The sequence below is a fragment of the Pontibacillus chungwhensis BH030062 genome (assembly GCF_000770675.1).
Lineage (GTDB): Bacteria > Bacillota > Bacilli > Bacillales > BH030062 > Pontibacillus > Pontibacillus chungwhensis.
In genome coordinates this window covers 98046-120085 of the sequence record NZ_AVBG01000005.1, presented here as the reverse complement: position 1 = coordinate 120085, position 22040 = coordinate 98046, and the positions used below count along the sequence as shown (strand labels likewise).

The 22040-nt window shown below is 39.4% G+C and carries 29 protein-coding genes; 14 read left to right on the top strand and 15 right to left on the bottom strand.

All coding sequences use genetic code 11. The features are described from left to right. Positions 1-119: 119 nt before the first annotated feature. Positions 120-1037 carry a proline dehydrogenase family protein gene (locus N780_RS08670; RefSeq protein WP_036782506.1) on the bottom strand — a complete coding sequence of 306 codons (918 nt, stop codon included), beginning with the start codon at positions 1035-1037 and terminating at the stop codon, positions 120-122. 203 nt (positions 1038-1240) lie between these two features. Between N780_RS08670 and N780_RS08665 the strand changes: the two genes are divergently transcribed. From N780_RS08665 to N780_RS20255, 3 genes are all read left to right on the top strand, one after another. Then, positions 1241-1522 (top strand): hypothetical protein, encoded by a 282-nt coding sequence (locus tag N780_RS08665; protein ID WP_036782503.1) that lies wholly within the window; start codon positions 1241-1243, stop codon positions 1520-1522. A 16-nt stretch (positions 1523-1538) separates the two neighbouring features. Next, a complete protein-coding gene (locus N780_RS08660; RefSeq protein WP_036782499.1) occupies positions 1539-1868 on the top strand; it encodes a spore coat protein in 330 nt (109 codons plus the stop codon). 546 nt (positions 1869-2414) lie between these two features. Next, positions 2415-3017 (top strand): lytic transglycosylase domain-containing protein, encoded by a 603-nt coding sequence (locus N780_RS20255; RefSeq protein WP_036782496.1) that lies wholly within the window; start codon positions 2415-2417, stop codon positions 3015-3017. 47 nt (positions 3018-3064) lie between these two features. On the opposite strand, the gene N780_RS08650 is transcribed toward N780_RS20255, so the two are convergent. The 5 genes from N780_RS08650 to N780_RS08630 all read right to left on the bottom strand — a co-directional run bounded on the left by N780_RS08650 (position 3065) and on the right by N780_RS08630 (position 8217). Continuing rightward, positions 3065-4528: a catalase gene (locus N780_RS08650; protein ID WP_156969114.1), complete on the bottom strand. Its 1464-nt coding sequence runs from the start codon at positions 4526-4528 to the stop codon at positions 3065-3067. Between the two features lie 193 nt (positions 4529-4721). Next, entirely contained in the window at positions 4722-4928 is a 207-nt protein-coding gene (gene copZ / locus N780_RS08645; protein WP_036782491.1) for a copper chaperone CopZ, read from the bottom strand. 32 nt (positions 4929-4960) lie between these two features. After that, a complete protein-coding gene (locus N780_RS08640) occupies positions 4961-7348 on the bottom strand; it encodes a heavy metal translocating P-type ATPase (RefSeq protein ID WP_036782488.1) in 2388 nt (795 codons plus the stop codon). 12 nt (positions 7349-7360) lie between these two features. Beyond that, positions 7361-7681 (bottom strand): metal-sensing transcriptional repressor, encoded by a 321-nt coding sequence (locus N780_RS08635; RefSeq protein ID WP_036782486.1) that lies wholly within the window; start codon positions 7679-7681, stop codon positions 7361-7363. Positions 7682-7830: 149 nt separating this feature from the next. Continuing rightward, complete coding sequence (locus N780_RS08630; protein ID WP_036782484.1) at positions 7831-8217, bottom strand: DUF302 domain-containing protein; 387 nt, start codon at positions 8215-8217, stop codon at positions 7831-7833. Between the two features lie 233 nt (positions 8218-8450). Here N780_RS08630 and N780_RS08625 point away from each other — a divergent pair, with 233 nt between their 5' ends. The 9 genes from N780_RS08625 to crcB (N780_RS08590) all read left to right on the top strand — a co-directional run bounded on the left by N780_RS08625 (position 8451) and on the right by crcB (N780_RS08590) (position 15051). Continuing rightward, entirely contained in the window at positions 8451-10004 is a 1554-nt protein-coding gene (locus tag N780_RS08625) for an MFS transporter (RefSeq protein WP_036782481.1), read from the top strand. Between the two features lie 173 nt (positions 10005-10177). After that, positions 10178-10555 carry a hypothetical protein gene (locus N780_RS08620; RefSeq protein ID WP_036782478.1) on the top strand — a complete coding sequence of 126 codons (378 nt, stop codon included), beginning with the start codon at positions 10178-10180 and terminating at the stop codon, positions 10553-10555. 19 nt (positions 10556-10574) lie between these two features. Beyond that, complete coding sequence (locus N780_RS19760; RefSeq protein WP_156969113.1) at positions 10575-10745, top strand: hypothetical protein; 171 nt, start codon at positions 10575-10577, stop codon at positions 10743-10745. Between the two features lie 530 nt (positions 10746-11275). Then, positions 11276-12211: a metal ABC transporter solute-binding protein, Zn/Mn family gene (locus N780_RS08615; RefSeq protein ID WP_036782475.1), complete on the top strand. Its 936-nt coding sequence runs from the start codon at positions 11276-11278 to the stop codon at positions 12209-12211. 16 nt (positions 12212-12227) lie between these two features. After that, positions 12228-12983: a metal ABC transporter ATP-binding protein gene (locus tag N780_RS08610; protein WP_036782472.1), complete on the top strand. Its 756-nt coding sequence runs from the start codon at positions 12228-12230 to the stop codon at positions 12981-12983. A gap of 13 nt (positions 12984-12996) precedes the next feature. Further along, positions 12997-13848: a metal ABC transporter permease gene (locus tag N780_RS08605; protein WP_036782469.1), complete on the top strand. Its 852-nt coding sequence runs from the start codon at positions 12997-12999 to the stop codon at positions 13846-13848. Further along, a complete protein-coding gene (locus tag N780_RS08600) occupies positions 13845-14252 on the top strand; it encodes a Fur family transcriptional regulator (protein WP_036782466.1) in 408 nt (135 codons plus the stop codon). The genes N780_RS08605 and N780_RS08600 overlap by 4 nt, the downstream gene beginning before the upstream one ends. A gap of 62 nt (positions 14253-14314) precedes the next feature. After that, a complete protein-coding gene (gene crcB, locus N780_RS08595) occupies positions 14315-14698 on the top strand; it encodes a fluoride efflux transporter CrcB (protein ID WP_036782463.1) in 384 nt (127 codons plus the stop codon). Further along, positions 14695-15051: a fluoride efflux transporter CrcB gene (gene crcB, locus N780_RS08590; RefSeq protein WP_052114959.1), complete on the top strand. Its 357-nt coding sequence runs from the start codon at positions 14695-14697 to the stop codon at positions 15049-15051. The genes crcB (N780_RS08595) and crcB (N780_RS08590) overlap by 4 nt, the downstream gene beginning before the upstream one ends. 50 nt (positions 15052-15101) lie before the next feature. Here crcB (N780_RS08590) and N780_RS08585 read toward each other — a convergent pair whose 3' ends face one another. The 6 genes from N780_RS08585 to N780_RS08560 form a co-directional block, all read right to left on the bottom strand. Beyond that, positions 15102-15371 (bottom strand): glutaredoxin family protein, encoded by a 270-nt coding sequence (locus tag N780_RS08585; RefSeq protein ID WP_036782459.1) that lies wholly within the window; start codon positions 15369-15371, stop codon positions 15102-15104. A 228-nt stretch (positions 15372-15599) separates the two neighbouring features. Next, positions 15600-16370: an STAS domain-containing protein gene (locus N780_RS08580; RefSeq protein WP_052114958.1), complete on the bottom strand. Its 771-nt coding sequence runs from the start codon at positions 16368-16370 to the stop codon at positions 15600-15602. Beyond that, entirely contained in the window at positions 16342-16989 is a 648-nt protein-coding gene (locus tag N780_RS08575) for a cobalamin B12-binding domain-containing protein (RefSeq protein ID WP_036782456.1), read from the bottom strand. Before N780_RS08575 ends, N780_RS08580 begins: the two co-directional genes overlap by 29 nt. An 11-nt stretch (positions 16990-17000) precedes the next feature. After that, a complete protein-coding gene (locus N780_RS08570) occupies positions 17001-17360 on the bottom strand; it encodes a hypothetical protein (RefSeq protein WP_036782453.1) in 360 nt (119 codons plus the stop codon). Next, positions 17357-17662, bottom strand: a complete 306-nt coding sequence (locus tag N780_RS08565; protein ID WP_036782451.1) for an antibiotic biosynthesis monooxygenase family protein — start codon at positions 17660-17662, stop codon at positions 17357-17359. Before N780_RS08565 ends, N780_RS08570 begins: the two co-directional genes overlap by 4 nt. Before the next feature lie 169 nt (positions 17663-17831). Next, the gene (locus N780_RS08560; RefSeq protein WP_036782448.1) at positions 17832-18635 is read right to left on the bottom strand and encodes a VLRF1 family aeRF1-type release factor; all 804 of its coding nucleotides are present in this window, start codon (positions 18633-18635) and stop codon (positions 17832-17834) included. 181 nt (positions 18636-18816) lie between these two features. On the opposite strand from N780_RS08560, the gene N780_RS08555 reads away from it, so the two are divergent. Continuing rightward, on the top strand, positions 18817-19002 hold the full coding sequence (locus N780_RS08555) for a YqaE/Pmp3 family membrane protein (RefSeq protein WP_036782445.1): 186 nt from the start codon (positions 18817-18819) through the stop codon (positions 19000-19002). 51 nt (positions 19003-19053) lie between these two features. Here N780_RS08555 and N780_RS08550 read toward each other — a convergent pair whose 3' ends face one another. From N780_RS08550 to N780_RS08540, 3 genes are all read right to left on the bottom strand, one after another. After that, positions 19054-19938, bottom strand: coding sequence for a glycine betaine ABC transporter substrate-binding protein (locus tag N780_RS08550; protein ID WP_036782443.1), 885 nt, complete (start codon positions 19936-19938; stop codon positions 19054-19056). Between the two features lie 270 nt (positions 19939-20208). After that, a complete protein-coding gene (locus N780_RS08545; protein ID WP_036782440.1) occupies positions 20209-20919 on the bottom strand; it encodes a GntR family transcriptional regulator in 711 nt (236 codons plus the stop codon). A 105-nt stretch (positions 20920-21024) separates the two neighbouring features. Further along, the gene (locus tag N780_RS08540) at positions 21025-21264 is read right to left on the bottom strand and encodes a hypothetical protein (RefSeq protein ID WP_036782437.1); all 240 of its coding nucleotides are present in this window, start codon (positions 21262-21264) and stop codon (positions 21025-21027) included. 146 nt (positions 21265-21410) lie between these two features. Here N780_RS08540 and N780_RS08535 point away from each other — a divergent pair, with 146 nt between their 5' ends. Continuing rightward, a complete protein-coding gene (locus N780_RS08535) occupies positions 21411-21956 on the top strand; it encodes a PadR family transcriptional regulator (protein WP_036782435.1) in 546 nt (181 codons plus the stop codon). The last annotated feature ends 84 nt before the right edge of the window (positions 21957-22040 follow it).

Genomic DNA, 22040 nt, shown 5'->3' with positions numbered 1-22040 from the left:
GATCTAATTCTACTTTTACTATAAATTATTTTCAGACATTTCGCAATCCTTTTTACCGACTTATTTCTATCTTTTTACAAAGCTTCGGACCGGCTCAATAAATACCGGTCCCTTCTCTTCTATTTGCCAATGACTCCTTTAACAACGAAAGCTACATTAGCAGGTCGTTCAGCTAACCTTCTCATAAAGTATCCGTACCAATCATCTCCATAAGGGACATAGACTCTCATTCGATAACCTTCAGCCACGAGCTCTTCTTGCCTCTCCGTACGAATCCCATATAACATTTGAAATTCAAATTGGTCTTTAGGAATATTGTATTCCTTTTCAATTTGTTTCGTGTATTCAATCATTTGATCATCATGCGTAGCAACTGCTGTGTAGTTCCCATTTAACATGTGCATTTTAATGATCTTCTTAAAATTTTGATCTACATCTTGCTTAGCAGGAAAAGCAACTTTTGGTGATTCTTTATAAGCTCCTTTAACCAACCGCAAGTTTGGGCTATATGCATTCAGTTCTTCTATATCTTCTACTGTTCTATACAAATAAGCTTGCAGCACTGTTCCAATACCTTCATATTCAGATTTTAATTGTTTAAAGATTTCAAGCGTTTTCTCACAACGCTCATAATCCTCCATATCAATCGTGACAAATACATCATACGTTTTGCCAGCATCTAAAATCTTTCGCATATTCTCAAGTACTAATTCTTCTGAAACATCCAATCCCATTGAAGTCATTTTCAAGGACAACTGAGATTGCAGATTTTGCTCTGATATGACTCTAATCGCTTCTATACACTCTTCAGTTCTTTGTTTCGCTTCTCTTTCATTATCTACAAATTCACCAAGGTGATCGATTGTCACATCCATCCCTTTAGCATTTAATTCCTGAATTACTTTAGCTGTATTCCCCATTGTCTCACCGGCTACAAAGCGACCAGCTCCGAACCTGAGCCCGTATTTTCTAGCCATTTTCGTAAATGCCTTGTTTTTAGAAAGGAATAAAAAGAAATTACGCATGATCTGTTCCATTTGATGACCTCCTACTATTCAACCTTATGAAGCCATTATCCATTATGCCTACTTCCATTTTACCATTCAGTTTTTAAAACGTGTATAATTTTCGCCCAATTCCGACACATCGACGTATATTGAGTCCAGAATTCATGGATAAGACTCCAAAACTGTGGAAATCTAAGCTTGAAAAATATGTCTTATGTAAGGAGGTACCTCTTATGCAACAAAACCAAACCAATGCACAAAATCAAACAAACATTATGCCTCAACCACCAACAATGGTGAGCACCAAAGATCAGCTGTATATTTCAGACATGCTATCTTGGAACTTAATGGCTTCAAAGAAAGCTCACTTTTTTGCAGGATTCTGCCAAAACCCAGAACTAAAAGCAGCACTAGAACAAGCAGGACAGATGCACCAACGTCACTATGAAAAAATGCTGCAACATTTAAATGAAAGCCCAGCTCCAAACCAAAACAACAATCAACCTTTAAACTAGAAAGGAGGATCACTTCATGAATCAACAACAAAGCCAAAAAGTACAAAACCCCGAAACGTCTGTACCTAAGAATGCACAAATGAATGAACGTGACTTTATAAACGATATGTTAGCAACTGAAAAATACATGACCGATGCGTACTGCACAGCTATGAACGAAGCAAGCTGTGACCATCTGTACCAAGACGTATCCACACTTTTCAACGAATCACAAGACTGCCAACGCAACCTATACAACCTAATGTTCAAAAACGGCTGGTACAGCATCGAAGCAGCAGACCAACAAAAAATGCAACAAACCTACCAACAATTTAGTGGGTATACGAATCAACTGCCTTATCAATAAGAAAAGCACAGGCGGGGTGCTTAGGGCCGTACGGATAAGCAAGCTTACGGAAGAGGCGTTAGCCTCTGCAGTAAGATTGCTTATCACGCTAGGCCCTCCCCGCCGGAGCTAGACACTAGAAAAGCACAGGCGACTGTTCAGCCCCGTACGCATAAGCAAGCTGTCGGAAGTCCGCGTAGCGGACTGCAGGCAGATTGCTTATGACGCTAGGGGCTAGGAGCCGGAGCTGGACAAAGAAAAGCACAGGCGACTGTTCAGCCCCGTACGCATAAGCAAGCTGGCGGAAGTTCGCGGAGCGGACTGCAGACAGATTGCTTATCGCGCTAGGCCCTCCCCACCGGAGCTGGACAATAAGAAAAGCACAGGCGAGGTGCTTAGGTGAAATAGGAAGTTCGTCTAAAAACCGGCATAACCTGTGATCAGGCTATCTCAAAAGATCAACTCTTGAGATAGCCCTATTTTTCGTCCTTCATTAAATTAGTTTCCACATAATTCTAAAAATCCTTTATAATAAAGATACGAATTTACATAACAAGAGGTGTTTTTTTGAATATAAAAATGTGGCAACAATTCGCCCAGTTGCAAGCCATCCGAACATTAGGTAGCGGATCGTCCTCTACTCCCTTTTCTGCTTCATCCCTTTTCACTCAATTACTCGAAAGTGAGATGTCTAAGTCATCCGCTATAATGCCTTCTACACAGAAAGTAAGTGGACCACCTCCAATGGCCTCTGCCCCGTATAGCTCTCTCCCAATCAATAATGGGAGCTCTGGTCACTATCAATCATATATCGAGGAAGCATCCCGACAATACGATGTAGACCCTAATCTACTTCACGCTGTGATAAAACAAGAGTCTAACTATAACGCAAATGCAGAGAGTCAAGCTGGCGCGATGGGATTAATGCAGCTCATGCCCTCAACGGCTAGAGGACTTGGGGTTGAAAATGTTTTTGATCCTAAAGAGAATATTGATGGAGGTGCCAAGTATCTCCGACAAATGTTAGATAAATACAATGGGGATACTGAATTAGCTCTGGCTGCTTATAACGCTGGGCCTGGGAACGTAGATAAATATGGAGGGATCCCTCCTTTTAAAGAAACAGAAGCCTATGTACCAAAAGTAATGCAGACTTACTTAAACGCATAATAAAAAGTGTCCTGAAATTTCAGGACACTTTTATTATAGAGTCAACGTTATTTAACTTCTTGTGGTACTTTTAATCCTAGAGCACTTGCAACACGCTCACCGTAATCTGGATCTGCTTTATAAAAGTGCTTGATTTGGCGTAGTTGTATTTCTTCCTTACGCACTTCCTTCATTGAACCAACAATGTTAGAAACAAGACGTTGTTTCTCGTCTTCAGTCATGAGTCTATATAGATTACCTGGCTGAGTGTAATGGTCATCATGATCATAAGGAGTACTATCCGCTAGTCCAGAGACTGGATAAGTAGCTTGCTTTACAGCAGGATCTTCTACTGGGCCGTCATAACTGTTAGGCTCATAGTTTTTGGATCCTCCACCATTATCATCAAATCGCATTGCTCCATCACGTTGGTAATTGTTCACTTCTACTTTAGGGCGATTGACGGGTAGTGTTTCATAGTTTGCTCCTAAGCGATAACGATGAGCATCGGCATATGAGAAAATTCGACCTTGAAGCATTTTATCTGGGGACACATCAATACCAGGAACAAAGTTACCTGGACTAAATGCAGCCTGCTCAATATCTGTGAAATAGTTCTTCGGATTTCGGTTCAGAACCATCTTACCAACTTCAATTAATGGATAATCATCGTGAGGCCACACTTTCGTAACATCAAATGGGTCGATATTATACGTATCTGCATCTTCTAAAGGCATAATTTGTACATACATCGTCCAGGAAGGATAATCTTCTTCTTCAATTGCGGTGAATAGATCTTCCGTTTTGTAATCGGGATTTTCACCTGCAATCTTTACAGCCGTATCTTCATCAAGAGTCTTATACCCCTGATCTGTACGAATATGGTATTTCACCCAAACCGATTCACCCTCTGCATTGGTCCACTTAAATGTATGGCTTCCATAGCCATGCATGTGACGGAAGGTAGCTGGAACGCCGCGATCGGAGTAAAGGATCGTCACTTGGTGAAGAGACTCTGGAGATAGAGACCAGAAATCCCATGCCATATCTGGATCTTTAAGGTTCGTTTGCGGATCACGTTTTTGTGTATGAATGAAATCAGGAAATTTAATCGCATCACGAATAAAGAAAACAGGCGTATTGTTTCCTACAAGGTCATAGTTACCTTCATCTGTATAAAACTTAAGTGAGAAGCCGCGTGGGTCACGCGCTGTATCAGCAGAACCTTTTTCGCCACCTACTGTTGAAAAGCGAGCAAGCATATCTGTTCTTTTACCCACTTCAGATAGGAAATCTGCTTTTGTATATTTAGAGAGATCGTTTGTCACTTCGAAATAACCAAACGCGCCTGCTCCATTAGCGTGTACGACTCGCTCAGGAATACGCTCACGATTGAAGTGAGCAAGCTTTTCGAACAAGTGCACATCCTGAACAATGGTAGGTCCACGATAGCCAGCCGTCATGGAATTTTGGTTATCCCCTACAGGTATGCCGCCTTCAGTCGTTAATGTTTTTCTCTTATTACTCACTATGTAACATCTCCTTTTAATGGATTACCCAAGTTGGTTACCCTATTCCCAACTATAAACATCAGAAAACGTTTTTCGGCCTATTATTTATATTTGTTATCAAAAAAATACTCTTATAAATTAATACCATTCTATAAAAGGTCTTCTTAATATAAAAAAGCGAAACCATATGGCTTCGCTTTTTACTCTTATCTAATTATGAAACAACATCGTATCCTTGTTCTTCAATAGCTGATTCGATTTGTTCTTTGGATACATAAACATCATCATAAGTGACGTCTACTTTATTCGTATCTAAATGTACTTCTACTCCTTGAATACCGTTAAGTTCTTCAACGGCTCCTTTAACTGCTTTTTCGCAATGACCACAAGTCATGCCATGAACGGCTAATGTAATTTGCATGATTCATTCATCCTTTCTCTAGAAATTTAATTTTATATTTTAACTCTCTTCAATCGAAGGGAGTTAGAAACAACACTTACTGAACTAAATGCCATCGCTGCCCCTGCAATCCATGGGGCTAATAAGCCAAGCGCTGCTACTGGAATTCCTGCAGTGTTATAAGCAAGTGCCCAGAACAGATTTTGACGAATATTCTTCATTGTTTGATGGCTGATTCTAATAGCCTTTGGTATAAGGGTCAGTTCTCCACCAAGAATGGTCACATCAGCAGCTTCAATGGCTACGTCAGTACCAGTACCAATAGCAATTCCGATATCTGCAACAGCTAGAGCTGGCGCATCATTAATGCCATCTCCAACCATGGCTACGGATTTACCGCTTTCTTGAAGCTTTCGAACTTCTTCTGCCTTTTGTTCCGGAACCACTTCGGCGATGACGCGGTCGATTCCAACTTGTGAGGCAATCGCTTGGGCTGTCCGTTGGTTATCTCCAGTTAGCATCACAAGTTCAATGCCTTGTTCTTTTAATTCAGCCAAAGCATTAGCTGCTGACTCTTTCACGGTATCTGCTACCGCTATAATCCCACTAGACTTTCCATCTATACTTAGGAGCATGGCCGTTTTCCCGTCGTTTTCAAGATCAACCATCGTCTCCTTGTATGGAGTATATTCCACATTTTCTTCCTCAAATAACTTCCTAGTTCCAATTAATACCCTTTTTCCCTCTACATTGGCTTTGATACCATGCCCGGGAATTGCTTCAAAAGAATCTGCCTTTGGTATATGAACACCTTTATCTTTAACATATTGGACAATTGCTTGAGCTAACGGATGTTCAGAACTGTTTTCAGCAGCAGCTATTAAACGTAACGCTTCCTTATCTCCTTCAAAATCCGTTACGACTGGCTTTCCGTTTGTAATCGTTCCTGTCTTATCAAATACAATCGTTTGAACATGGTGGGTAGATTCTAGATGTTCACCACCCTTAAATAAAATCCCTTGTTCTGCCGCCTTTCCTGTCCCTACCATAATTGAGGTTGGTGTTGCTAATCCTAGAGCACAAGGACAAGCAATAACAAGAACAGCTATAGACGCTTCAAGAGCTACAGGAAGGTTACCTGGATTAACAATTGCAATCCAGATGACAAATGTAATAAGAGCAATGCCTACTACGATTGGTACAAAGTAACTTGAAATAACATCAGCCATACGTTGAATGGGTGCCTTAGACCCTTGCGCTTCTTCAACTACTTTTATAATGCCAGCAAGCGCTGTGTCTTTACCTACTTTCGTCGCTTCTACTGTAATGGTTCCATTCTTATTAATAGTAGAACCTATCACAGCTTCTCCCTCACTCTTTTCAACAGGGATCGACTCGCCTGTAATCATAGATTCATCAATCGATGTATGACCATCTATAACGCTGCCATCTACAGGAATTTTCTCGCCAGGACGTACAAGAATGTGATCCCCCACGACTACCTGCTCAATAGGAAGCTTCACCTCTTCACCATTTCTTATTACAGTTGCTTCTTTTGCCTGTAAATTAAGTAAAGAGGAAATAGCTTGTGTCGTTCTCCCTTTTGCAATGGCTTCAAAATACTTCCCTAAAAGAATAAGTGTAATTAAAACTGCGCTTGTTTCAAAATACAAGTGAGGGGTATCCATTGTCCCTACTGTAGCCTGTATTGCTTCAGCTAGACTATAAAAATAGGCGGCACTTGTTCCAAGAGCAACTAATACATCCATGTTTGCTGTTTTATTCTTAAGGTTCTTATAAGCTCCTTCGTAAAACTGCCAGCCTATAATAAACTGAACAGGTGTTGCCAAGGCAAACTGTACCCAAGGGTTCATGATTAATGACGGAACAGGCAAGCCAAATAGGTGCTCAAACATCGTATATAATAAAGGCAAGGATAAAAGTGCTGATATAATGAGTTTCATTTGCTTTTTCTTCAATTCCTGCTCTTTTTGTGATGATTTTTCATCAGCATCCACACGAGGTTCCGCGTCATAACCAAGTTTTTGTATTTTTGCTATAATCGCATCAATATCTTGCAATCCAGATTGATATTCTACAACACCTGTTTCATTAGCCAGATTCACTGTTGCTGTTTGAATACCATCCATTTTATTGAGTACTTTTTCTATTCTAGATGAGCATGCAGCACAGGTCATTCCGTATATATCTAATTCAACTTTCTCAGTTTGCACGCCATATCCAAGCTTTTCAATCTTAGCCGCAATATCTGAGGTACTCGCTTGGTTTGGGTTGTATTCAATTTGGGCTTTCTCCATCGCAAGATTCACTCTTGCTTCGACGCCATCCATTTTATTCAAGACTTTTTCTATTCGAGTCGAGCATGCAGCACAAGTCATCCCTGTGATTCCGACATTCATTTGTTTCGCTTCGTTACCCATCGAATACCCTCCTTAGGACTTGGAGAACTGTTCCATTACTTTAATAAGTTCTTGAATGGCTTCGTCGCCATCCCCTTTATGAATCGCATCAGCTACACAATGATTTGTGTGCCGTTCCATTAAAGAAAAGCCTACTTTTTTCAAGGCAGCATTAATAGCTGATATTTGCACAAGAACATCGACACAATATCGATCTTCTTCGATCATCTTTTGAATTCCGCGAACTTGCCCTTCAATTCGCTTTAAGCGATTGAGCACCTTTTGTTTTTCTTCATCTGTCCGAGGCATTACAGGCTTTTTCCCACTATCTTCTGGTAACATGGAATGATCCATTCGCTCACTTCCTTATTTTGCTTTATATGTATATTACTATACCCCCGTTATGTATTTTCGTCAACTTCCTTGCATGTAAAAAAGGTTAGCAAATTAAACTTTGCTAACCTTTCATTTCTATAAACTTCGGTATACATATACAGGGTATCTTACTGAGCTACCTTGTCCATGCATGCTGCCATACGCTCTTCAATATCTTTTGCCTGATCATTAAGTTCCGAATCCTCTAAGAATCCAATTAAGGCTGTTGGTTTTGGCATACCGATCTTAGTTTGACCCTCTTGTTCATACACAACTACTTTACAAGGAAGGAAATAACTTGCCAGTGAATTCTTCTCTAAAATGGACTTCGCCTCTCCAGGATTACAAACTTCTAAAATCCGATAGGTGGTATCGAAGTCAAACCCCTTATTCTGCAAAGTGTCTTTCACATTGAAATCCCAAAGTACTCCAAACTTCTCTTCTTTCAACTCAGCCTGAAGCGCCTCTACCGCTTCATCTAATGTTTTAGATGTTTCAACTGTGTAATGGAACATGGTAATGCCTCCTCATTAAATATGATCTACCATTTATATACCCTTATTGGTATAACCTAAACAAGAGATTTTATGCCGTGTTTATTCAACAATAAGGACAAGGCTTTCTGTTCCTTGGTCCTCAAGAAAAGGGCCTTACATTCATATCTCATTGATTTCACCCTAAATTATTGCTACTATTTTCTATAGTTATTAAAACGCTTTCGTATTACATAGTTATTAGGAGGAAACGCATGAATCGTCAACTAAAAGGGGCCCTTTTCGTCTTTGCGATTGGCGTCTTTATGGCTGCATTAGATAATGGCATTATTACTGCCTCACTCACGACTCTCATTTACGCCTTCGATGTAAGTGCAACCTGGGGGGCGTGGACAATTACATTATATACACTAGGCTTAGCCATATCAGTTCCTATTATAGGAAAGTTATCGGATCAGTTTGGCAGAAAGCGCCTGTTTATGATTGAAGTTACACTTTTCGGTATAGGTTCTTTATGTGTGGCTTTAAGCCCTAATTTTGCTCTTTTTCTCGCTTCTAGATTCTTGCAATCTCTAGGGGGTGGGGGGATCTTCATCATTGCAAGCTCTTATGTATTGAACACATTCCCTAAAGACAAGCAGGGGCGAGCACTAGGACTAATCGGTGGGATGAACGGCATCGCGGCCATACTTGGGCCAAACCTGGGCGCGCTTATTTTACAAGCAACCGGGAGCTGGCACTGGTTATTTCTTATTAATATCCCAATCTCAATTCTACTCTTGTTATTCGGGGGGAGATTCATTAAGGAAGAAGAACAAGAGCTTGTTAAAGAAAAAATGGACTGGGCAGGCATTCTATTCCTTACTACAGCCATTCTCTCTCTTATGTACAGCTTAACTTTGTTAGAGGGAGAAGCTTTGCTAACCAGTCTGTTGAAACCAACGTTTTTTACTATCTTTTTATTGTCTGTTGTCTTATTCATTGTCCTATTCCAAGTTGAAAAACGTGTCGGACCCGATCGGGATCCAATTCTTCCATTGAATTTGATTAAAACACCTACCTTCCGCTGGACGTTACTACTTGCTTCATTCTCTGGTATGATTCTCGCTTCCGTGATCTTTATTCCCGGATATATTGAGCAATATTTAAATATTCCTCGGGAACAAGCAGGCTTTTGGTTTACTCCTCTTGCCCTTGCATCAGGATTAGGTGCTGGCGGAGGCGGAACGCTTGTGGATAAGAAAGGACCGATCTATACACTAATCACCGCGAGCTTGTTAGCCATAACCGGTTTCTTACTATTCCCTTTATGGGTCGATTCATTGTGGCAAATGGCTATCGCCAGTTCATTTGTAGGGGCAGGTTTTGGGATGATGCTTGGTGCACCAATTAATGTCCTTGCTACAGAAAACACATCAGAACAAAAAGGAGTAGCACTTGGAACAACCTCCCTATTTCGCCAACTAGGTATGACCATTGCCCCGACGATCTATGCAGGATTTCTAGCCAGGTCACTTACGAATGTCGAAGAAAAAGTCTCAAACAATCTATCAGAAGAAGCCATACCAGCTCATGCAGGAGGATCCCTCTTCTTACCTGAAGGAGAAAGTTTAGAAGATAAAGATTTTGAATCAATTAAGAGCACCTTCAAATTGATCGAGGATGAAAAGTTACGTGAATCCATGCTTTCAAGTCTGCAACAAGTTGTGGGCAGCGGCTATAATGGACTGTTTATCTCATCTTTAATCATTAGTGCACTTGCACTCTTTGGAACCCTACGTTTACGCAGATTACGGAAACATTCATAAGACTATTTTAAGAAGAGGACAATCTAAGATCCTCTTCTTTTTTGTAAATAAAGTAATCAGGACCACACATCTCAGAACATCAAATGCATCAAAAGTAAAGTTAACTTGACGTTAAGTTCATTTTACAATACTATGTACGTACAAACATTTTTTAACAAAGAGGTGGGGTACACTTGGATTATTATCCAAAAATTTTCATTATAATGGGCTCACTCTTCGGAGTAATGGGAGCCTTTTTCATCACCGCGGGGGTTTCAGCTAATAGTACACTGCTCCCTCAAACTTATACGGTTTTATCAATGGCGGTCCTTTCTTATAGCATGAGCTTCCTATATCCACAATTTAAGCAGAAAGACGAACGAATGAAATTAATAAGACAAAAGGCTATGTTTTATTCCTTTACTGCTATGATGGTATACATTAGCCTACTACTCTTAGGTCTCGAATTAAACGTAATTTCCTTAAACGTTGTTGATGCCCTAACTATATTAATCTCATTAAATATATCCACACTGTTTCTGACAATGGTGTTTCTGGCTAAAAAATACTAGTTAAGGGGAGAGATGTATCATGGAATGGTTTTTCCCTACACTTATTGTGGTGGGTATGGTCGTTTCCTATATACTTATTAAAAAGGAAACGGTTAATCATTCATTAACTAGAAAAGGATTTTATCAATTTATAGCACTCATGATTGTTTTATTTATTGTTTCATTTGGCGTAGTCTATGTGAGCAATTAACACTAATAAAGTTGCTGCCTCTGTCTCTTAATGTTGAGTGGTGAATATTATTCCTTCAAATATGCCCCCTTATATGGAAGACTTGAAGTTGAGATATTTAAGCTGGTAAGGACCGTTATGTTAGATGGGTGGTTGGGCTTGCTCGGGGACAACTCGCTTTCCTGCGGGGAGCTGGGAAGCCGGCTAGCCGGCTGAGGAGGCTCACCAGCTCCCCACAGGAAAGCGAGTGGTTTCCAGGCCCGCCTTATGCTCAATTGAAGCTAACGGAAACATTCTCTCAGCTTCGAGTCTTCAACAATCCTGCCCTTTTCTTGAATAACCATTGTTCAAGACCACCTCTATAATTGAATCCATATAAAACAAGCCAAGAGTGAGATCACTCTTGGCTTATTTATCATTCACATGTACGTCGAATGAAAATTTCATTCGACGCGTTAAATCGGAATCATTCTTATTTACAAATCGGAATCGTTACGATACAATTACTAAGGTTTTGTGTAAACAAACCGTCCAAAGGAGAGAATATGAGAATGAAGAAACTGATTACAAGTCTTGCTGTGGCTAGTGTGTTACTCATAGCTTCCGCTTGTTCATCCAATACTAAAAACGACTCTTCCATAGAAGGCCTGACAATCTATACATCCATTTATCCAATAGAATACTTTACAGAAAAAATTGGTGGAAATACAGTTGATGTCGAGTCCATTTATCCACCAGGAGCAGATGCTCATACATTTGAGCCCACTGCTAAAACGATGGCGCAATTAGCTGAGAGCGATGCGTTCTTTTATCTGGGAGCTGGGTTAGAGGGCTTTGCAGAAAGTGCAGCTAAATCTTTAAATAACGAGAATGTTTCACTAGTGGAATTAGGCATTCATGAGTCCTTATTCTCTCATGTCGATAACAAAGAGGAAGGTCATGAAGGTCATAGCCACGGTGACAAAGACCCACACATATGGCTTGATCCGGTTCGCGCCAAGGAAATGGCTAGCTATATTAAAGAAGAATTAATAGAATTAAACCCAGAAGACAAAGAATTATATAAAGAAAACTTCAACAAACTGAGCAAAGATCTTACCGCTTTGCACGAAGATTTCCAAAGTGTAGTAGAAAATGCTGATCACAACAAATTCTTAGTTGCTCACGGAGCGTATGGATACTGGGAAGAACGATACGGTGTTGAACAAATCTCGGTAAATGGCATTTCCCCTAGTAGTGAACCTTCTCAGAAGGATATCGAACGCTTAATTCTAACTGGTAAGAAAGAAAATATAGACTACATGATTTTTGAAAAAAATGTTTCAAACGAGATAGCAACTATTGTTCAACAAGAAATCGGTGCAGAAGCTTTGTCCATTCATAACCTCTCCGTTCGGATGAGGGAGGATATAGATGAAGAGAACGATTACTTTGATTTAATGCGTCAAAACCTAAATGTGCTTAAAACGGTATTAAATCATAACTAAAGGAGGTAGAACTACGTTGACTACACCCGTACTAAGTATCGAGAATGTAAGCTATTCCTACGAACAAAAAGATGTACTAGAGCACATTGATTTTACCATTCAACCTGGAAGCTTTGTGGGGCTTGTGGGACCAAATGGCTCAGGAAAAACCACCTTAATTAAACTCATACTTGGACTGTTACACCAAAAAAGAGGAGATATTCGCTTATTCGGAAAGTCCATAGATAAATTCAAAGAGTGGGACCGAATTGGCTTTGTCTCACAAAAGGCAAACAGCTTTAATAGCGGCTTTCCTGCCACCGTATATGAGGTTGTCTCAATGGGCCTGACATCTAAAGTCGGCTATTTTCGATTCTTTAAGAAGAAACATGAGGAGAAGATTAAAGAAGCCGTTGACTTGGTTGGCATGTCTGATTACATTCACCAAAACATTGGTGACCTATCAGGTGGACAACAACAACGAATATTTATTGCCAGAGCTCTTGTGAGCGAGCCAGAATTTCTAATCCTTGATGAACCGACTGTTGGTGTGGACACAGAAAACGTGCATCGCTTTTATAAGATGCTCCGAGACTTAAATAAAAATAAAGGCATTACGCTATTGCTTGTTACTCATGACATAGGAACCATGACATCCTATGCTAGCGATATCGCCTGTTTGAATAAACAGATTCATTTTCACGGTGATCCTGAATCCTTTAACGATTTAAATGATCAAGATCTATCGAATATTTACGGTCACCCTGTTAATGCTGTGACCCACGACCATTAGTGGAGGAATCATTATGTTATCAAGCTTTTTACAATATGAATTTTTAAGAAATGCTCTTTACACTGGTTTACTTATCGGCTTTATCGGCCCCCTGCTTGGAACATTCGTCGTTGTAAGACGTCTATCTCTAATTGCAGATGCCCTTTCCCACGTAACATTATCTGGAATTGCCTTTGGCCTTATGCTTGATAAGAAATTTGGTGTAGGGATCAGTCCTTTTTACGCTGGTATGAGTTTCTCTGTAATTGGATCAGTATTTATCGAACAACTCCGCCGCGTTTATAAAGCCTATCAAGAATTAGCCATCCCCATTATTCTATCCGGTGGCGTTGGCCTCAGTGTAATTTTCATTTCTATGGCTGATGGATTTAATACGGACTTATTCAATTATTTATTTGGTTCGGTAACAGCTGTTAGTCGACAAGACTTATGGACGATTCTAATTGTCGCTATACTTGTAACATCACTGATTGCCCTATTCTACAAAGAATTGTTTATGCTCTCATTTGATGAGGAACACGCTGTTGTATCTGGAATTCACGCGAGACGCATACACTTCTTGTTTATTGTGTTAACTGCACTTGTCATTGCTGCTTCGATTCGCATCGTTGGAGTGTTGCTTGTATCAGCGCTTATGACACTACCTGTGGCGGCTAGCATTCGAATTGCTCGAGGATTCAAGCAAGCCATTCTTTTATCCATTGTCTTTGGCGAAGTTTCGGTCATTAGTGGTCTTATATTTGGCTATTATTTTGAAATCCCGCCGGGAGGTACGATTGTTTTAACATCTATTCTAATCTTGTTAGTTACGATTCTTGTGAAGCAAGTCATCCAACGCACACGTACAAAGAGGGTGAAAGCGTGAATTTACAACGAGCACTTGAAGAATTAAAAGAAAAAGGTCATAAGTATACAGACAAACGCGAAGATCTGTTACGCTTTTTCTATGAGCAAAACGGCTATCGAACTGCACGCGATGTAAAGATTATGATGGAAGATAAGTACCCTGGTATTAGCTTCGATACGATTTACCGTAATTTACATCTGTTTGTGGATCTTAACTTGTTAGAAGTAACGGAATTAGAAGGTGAGAAACACTTTCGTATGAAGTGTGAGTCAAAACACCATCATCACTTTATTTGTCTTGATTGTGGAAAAACCAAGGAGATTCACACCTGCCCTATGCAGCAGGTATCAGGGGAACTGCAAGATTATGCTATAGAAAATCATAAATTTGAAATCTACGGAAAATGTCCTGCGTGTAAATAAACGTACTGAAGGGGCCACAGTTTCTCCCCCTTCTCTCCAATAAGGGAGTGACCTACGACACAATGTCTGTATACCTCGCAATATTTATAGGAGGGGCTCTTGGAGCCTCAGGTCGATTTATGATTTCCATATGGATTGAAGAGGCATCTGTATTTCCATATGAAACACTCCTTGTCAATTTGATTGGCTGCTTTTTACTTACCTATCTAAGCACTCATCCAACGTTTATGAAAGGTATTCCTTCTTCAATAAAAATCGGAATAACTACAGGAATCATTGGAGCTTTCACTACGTTTTCAACTTTTTCAACAGAAACGGTTCAGCTTTGGATGGATACTTCACAAACACTTGCTATCCTATATGTTGTGTCAAGCCTTGCAGGAGGGTTAGTATTAAGTTGGCTCGGTTTTTTCACGGCTAATAACTGGAAGGGGCATGCGAAATGATGTTTGCCTACGTAGCTATTGGCGGAGGGGTTGGAGCTTTAGCCCGATTCCTTGTGAGCGAAGTTGGGAATCCAAAAGGATCTCTACCTTACGGGACTTGGCTTGCAAATATTCTCGGATCGTTACTATTAGGAGGATTAGTGGTACTAAGAACGAAACATGTTCTTCCAGAATCCATATGGCAATTAGCTGGTGTGGGATTTTGTGGAGCATTTACTACGTTTTCTACTTTTGGTAAAGAGACGATCACCTTGCTTCAAACGAATCAATTCAAGGAAGCAATCATCTATATAGCTTCTAGCCTTTTTTTGAGCATAAGCCTTGTATGGATGACATTTGTTCTATTTATGTAATGTTAAAAAGCGCCCTTTCCTAATAAGCTGTGCTAGGAAAGGGCGCTTTTTTATTGAATGACCCGCTTTATATTGGACTTATTCGTTACATACCCTGAAAATACAGCGCGCTTCTTTTTACCAAATATACTTCTTTGGTCGACAATAATTGCTGGAGTAATCGTGGTTCCTGTAAGTCCAAGTAATTCACTTTCAAGATCATGAGAACGACTAATATCAATCTCATGATAAGGGATTTGATCTCTAGATAAGTACTTTTTTAAGGATTGACTTTCTTCACAACCTGACCGAGTATAAATGTAAATCGCTTTGTTCCCCATGGAATTCCCTCCTTTTTGCCAGTATATGAACCTACCAAAAGCTACATGTGACAAATCGTTTTGCGTGCTAGGTATAGTGGAAACTCCAGTATTGGGTCTCGGTCGCGTTGATCTAGATTATTTACCATTACCATTCCATTTCACTATTGTAGTAAAACGTATTTTTTCCAATTATTCCTTATAAACATAAAAATAAGCCTTTTTTCTTAGATAGAAAAAAGGCTCTCATTACGCGCCGAATCGATGAATGGCTTCTTGTAATGAAGTAACGAAAGATAAATTAAATCGAATTTTTAAATGATGCAAACGTTGTGCTTGTACCGGTTTAATACCTACGATTACGACCTGCTTCCCCATGTAAAGGAGACTAGTGAAGAGGTCTTTCAGGACGTAGATTCCTTCTTGGTGTATTTCACCTACAGCTGTAAAATCAAATAACAAACAGTCAGTTTCATGAGAATGGGCATTTGAAAGGACTTGATCTTTTATCGTTAACAGTTTTTCTTCTGATATATCACCAAACAAAGGTATTAAGGACGTGTCTTCAGAAAGGTGAATGAATGGGGCGGATAATTTATTATTTTCATGAATGGCATCCTCTAATTTTTCCTTTTCCTGTAACAATTCGAAATTCGTTTCATTTAACCGAGTCTGCAGGCGATCTAACATTTTTGAAACGTGCTGATTCTGACCTTCTTTAGGGAAGATCATCAATTCTGCTTGTAAATCATTCGTCCATTTCACATAAAGATCAACCAGTACAACTTGTTTAGAAGCTGTAATCATATTAATCTCTACTTTAGCCTTAGGCTCAGAAGGCACAATCCACTCTTTTACTTTTGTATGACTGCCTTCTTCTATGATTTCCCATAAAGAAGGAGTCAGATGAAACATCTCACTCGCTTCTTGCGTGTATTCAAGAATCGTGTATTTTTTGTTTATGGTTAGACAGGGGGCTGGAAATTGATTGTTAACTTGTCGCATTAATGTCTTCTTCATTCCCCTCTATCCATGCTTCTAACTGGTGTAAGTCTTTCATTACAACCACCTGATCTGATGCAAATGAACTTAAATCATACTCCTTCGCCATTCTCCCCCCTATTAACACCGTGGGTGACCAATCAAGATGAATCAGATGTTCAATAACATCTTTCAAGACAGGTAGGCGGTATGACAAAGCAGCAGATACTCCAATAACATCAGGTTTGTATCGATTCACTTGGGTAAGTGCATGATCTAAAGGCAAATTAGGACCGAGGTATCGTACATCCCATCCATACTCTCTGAACGTAGAAGCTACCATTTTCAAACCTAAATAATGTTGTTCCTCTTCAATCCCAAATAATAGCGCTTTACTAGTGCCTTTTTCAACCTTACGTTTTTCCATGCTGTCCAATTGAGATAAAACAAAATCACATACTGCTGTAGCTAAGTGCTCATCAGCAACTGAAATTTCGTTTCGTTCCCATAGATCTCCTATATGGTACATAGTTGGAGTAAGGAATTGCTCATACAAATGAAGACGATTAGGAGTTGGCCCCATCTGAGACAAATAATGAATGGCATCATCTTCATTTCCTTCAAGAAATAACTTTGCAAGCTTAGAAAAATCGTCCATCTCCTCACCCCTTACTCATTCGTTGCTTTTAAAAATTGAATACCGCTCGTCAAATAATCCTTATACGCATTGCTTTCTTCTTGGTCCTCAAGCTTATCCAAATGTCGGTACAAACGTTCATAATTATCAATAATCAGCTCTGTGCCTACATTACGGCTCGTTAAAACCGTTTGTAGCCACTTCGTATAATCCATAAAAAACTGTTCCTCGCCCATGTTATAAGTTGTAGAGAGGTGGTCTAAATGGTGATAATTATCTTCTGTTGTTCGCTTATGTCCATTTTCACCGAAACGTTCCCATAAGAACGGATAAGCTTCATAAATTTCATGAACGACTTGCTCAACGACCTTCTCCCTCTCTGAAGCCTTCATTCTGCCACCACTTTGAATTTCTTAACTTTTGGGGGAATATTCGCGAGTGCTTTATCCGGATAATTTTTCTCGAGCTCGTGTATTTTTTGAAATTCTTCACTTGTTGCCCACTTCATATAATGAGCCTTAGATTCCCATTCCATATGAACCGTTAATTCACCAGGCTTTTTGTCGTTTTGGAGAAGTTGAAAAGAGCGAAAACCTTCCCATTGATCGACGCTTCTTGAACGGTTTTGGTAGATTTCAATTAATTCATCTGCTTTTTCCTCAGGAACAACTACAGTAGAGTCAACGATATACATCTTATTCTCCTTAAAGCTCAAATTTGTAATTATTATTTTATCATATTTTCGAGATTTATTTAAGAAAGGTGCAAGTTCCTATTATTAGAAGCCGTACTGCTTCCGGTTATTATTATGTATAGAAAAAAAGAAAAACTCTGCAACTCAATGTTGCAGAGTTTTCCCTTTTTTATAAAACCACTTCGTTAAGAACTTGTGTTTCTTCATGTTCCAATAGGTTCTTTGGTACATGCTCATCAATTGGTTTATTCATATGAGCTTGAATCTCATCAGTTTCATCTTGGTTTCCGACTAGATAAATACGTTGCCATTGGCCATCTTTAGCTAACTTGTCTAGCGTCGGAGCAAGGCTCTTATACCAGCGTTGTTGATTCGCACGATATCGATCTTCAAACTTCTCTTTGCCTGGGTTCTTACCTCCTGACCCCATAGAGGCTTGAGCCTGGTGTGGGCCAGTGTGTAGACGCCAGTCTTCTGTATTAAGGTCTAGTTCATAGTACTTCACATCATCTACAGCACCTAGTTCCGCTTCAATAACTTTCACATCATTTTGCTGAACTAGCACAACGCCTGTTTTAGGGAATTCATTGTTCAGTTCTCTTAACTGATCCAATACAGGTGCTTCTTCCCAGAAAAATTCTGTTTTTACTGGCATTTGAATAGGTTGAGCGTGCCAAAGTTGGCCATCCGTTGATGCGAATACAATTAAGCTTTTAGAAAGATTTCGCTCATAATCTGTTACATATGTTTCTAACTGCTCTTTTAGACTGCGGAAATTCTTCAATTCATCTTTATCTCCGCTCTCCTGAAGGTAGTGTTCAAAGTTATTCATTCCATTTTTGAAATGAATCTTCCACTCGCCGCCTTGTTGTTCTCGGTCAGCTAAGTCTGTATTTAAGTACATGGTTAGTACTCGGTGAGGTTTTTCTGTGTAGAAATTCTCTAGTTTCTTTAAGTCTTTTTGTAATGTCATAATTAAACTTCACTCCTTATCGGGCTACTTAAGTTTCTGCGTACTATTTATGTAACCGTAAAGAAGTAAGTTAAAACCTATTAAATTACAAGTTCTTATCATAAACTGGTTAGATTAACTTTGTGGACAGCGGGTAATATACTTAATAAATTGCAAGACATTCCATTCAGGAGGGTAAATCATGTTATACCTACTAGCTATTTTATTGCCACCTATTGCCGTACTATTTGTAGGCAAGCCTTTTCAAGCAATAATTAACCTATTACTAACCATACTTGGCGTTATACCAGGTGCAATACATGCAGTTCTCGTCGTAAAAGACCATAAAGATGATAAGCGGGCGAAAAAATATGGCACTGCTGTATAACCGCAAAAAAGGACTTCCCTTCACGGAAAGTCCTTTTTTTATAGTGTATGATTATTTTCCTAACCATTCGTTTATAAGATCACCGTTTTCATCTACCCATTTCTGAGCACCCTCAGCAGGAGATTCAGCTTCTTTTACCATATTCATTAAGCTACCTAATTGCTCATCATTCATCTTCCATGTATTAATATATTCTGTTACTTCAGGGTAATCTTCTGTGAAACCTTGACGAGACATCCAGCTAATATTCTCTTCATCCCCATAAACGTTCTTCGGGTCTTCTAAGAATTTAACATCATATTCTGCAAATACCCAGTGAGGCTTCCACAGTGTTACAAGGATCGGTTCCTCTTTACGAATAGACTCTCCCAGTTGAGTCGTCATCGCAGGACCAGAAGAAGCGGCAGTAGAATATTCTAAATCATATTCTTTGATAACATCTTCTGTTAAGCCCATAAGACTTGATCCTGCATCAATTCCGTAAATTTTACCATCTTCAAACATCTCTTTATTTTCATTTAGTTCTTCAATACTGTTCACATCTACATAACTAGGTACAGCAAGTCCTAAGATCGTACCATCAAACCAAGTTTGGTCTTTATGGAAATCTACATCGTTTTTGTAATCTTCATAGAATGGCTTATCCGTATGTGGTAACCAAACCTCTAAAGCAAGGTCCAAATCATCTGATTTCAAAGCTTGGTATAAAGGACCTTTCTCCGTCATATTTAAGTTAACTGTGTAGCCTTCATCTTCTAAAATGACTTTCCACATATTTGATACAGCCACGTTCTCTGCCCAGTTATTTAAACCAAGCTCAATTGTTTTATTCGATTCATCAGATCCTTCTTCAGAACCAGAACTATCTCCACACCCGGCCAGAACAAGTAACATTCCGATAAAAAGCGCCGGTAGGATTCTTTTTAATGCTTTCATGCGTCTATTCCCCCAAGTTTAATTTAATAGTTTACTAGATATGTATGCAGTTATTATGTAAGAAACATACATGTTCGTATAACCACAAAACTTATACTAACATGTAACGTAAATATCATGCAAGTTATATCCATTCTCTTCCTTTTCCAGCAGTGTTCTGCATCCATGAGTATGAGCCGTTTTGTTGCGAACTTCAGCCTTTGTGTTTTCACACAGACATTCAAAAAATTTATGCCATAAAAAAACACTTCAGCCCTGATGACTAAAGTGTTATCCTCTCGTTTCTACAGTAAAATCAAAATAAGAAGGCAAATATTTGGTTCTACAATATTCAAGAGGAGACTGATCAATTCCCAGTGTAATTCTTGTCAGATCAACTAAGGGGTCTCCTGCTACTACACCTAAGAAGTCAGCCTCATATGTATTCGCCAGAGAAGCTGATACGTAATCTTTAGAATAACTCGCAATCACCCCTATTTCTTCTAGATGGGAGTGGAAATCAAATACCAATAAGTCCTCATCTGTAAGTGCCTCAACAATGTGTTCTGGAACGAATAATTGTTGAAAGGCAATTGGAATGCCATCAGCTAAACGAAGACGCTCGTACATATATACCGACTGTTCTTCTGTTAAACCTAACATCTTCTTCGCGAAGTCCATTTTCTTACCATGTACAGTTCTTATTAAATGAACACTAAACTCGGAGCCTTTCTCTGTTTGAATAACTCCTGGGTTCTTAACGTGATCGGAAGGTTTCTTCTTAACAGTAGTGGACTTTCCTCGTTTTGTTTCAAGGATTCCTTCCTGGGCTAACTGACTAATTGCTTGACGAATAGTAGAGCGGCTTACTTGATGTTGTTGCATGAGCTGATTCTCTGATGGAATCTTTTCTCCAGGTTTCCAACTTTGGTTTTTAATATTCTCAATAATACTGTGCTTAACTTGAAGATAGTAAGGAACTCGATTCTGTCTCCCGGCCATCCCGCTACCTCCCTTACTAATATAATCGGAAGATCTATTATACCTAAAAAAGGACTTAACCTGAATAGATTAAGTCCTTTTTATCATTGGTTTCTATTAACTTCTTTATACTTTCTCCACAATGTATGCTTTTTTATTTCGGAAGTATTTCTCCCCATCTTCAGAGGAATGCTCAAAGAAGCCTGCGAATTCACCAGTTACCTTGTATTCTCGCTCTGGTTCTGTGAATAGTTGATTCTCATTGGTGGATAGAAGTACAGCATCTGTCGTTGACACAAAACTATCTAACTCCTGTGCAGAATAATTTTCTCCTTGTACTAGTTCACTTAATCGTTTTTCAGCCATGCTTATTCCTCCTTATGTTTATTATTGGTATTCCCATTCCCTCCTAATTGGCAATGATAAACATCCATAGCACATGCTTCCGTTTTCCCTTTTAGTAATGTAGCGTATAATAAAACTAGCAAGTTGAGTAAAGGGAGATGTAGACTGTGGCTATACGATATGCCCTTCTCGGATTGTTGACTAAGGGTCCGCATTCAGGCTATGACTTACATAGCACATTTAAGACACAGCACATTTATTTTTGGAATTCCACACATTCTCAGGTCTACCAAGAATTAAATAAGATGCGTGATGAGGAGCTCGTCACATATGAAACGATTGTCCAGGAAGGAAGCCCAAACAAGAAACTATATTCGATTACCCATAAGGGTGAAAAACGATTAATTGAATGGATGATGGAAGAAGCTGTTAAACCTGCCAAGATAAAAGATGAATTTCTCCTTCGTGCTTCTGCCTTTCAAGCGATCTCTGTAGAAGAAGCCGTCACTCTCTTAGAAAGAATACTAGCGAGAGAAAAAGCTATACTAGCAGGAACGTCTCAATGGCAGCTAGAACATTACGGAGAACAAGATTACCCTAGTTACCTTGAAATTGGCAGCTATTTAACTTCTGAATTTGGGAAAAGATATGCAAAAATGTATGTAGAATGGTGCGAATGGGCCTTAGAATTACTCGAGTCCTATCGCGCTTGATTCATGTCAGAACCTCAGTAATTGAACCATCACTCCTGTCCCTTTACTGGGTTTACTAGTCAATAAAGAAGCGGATGCTTATTT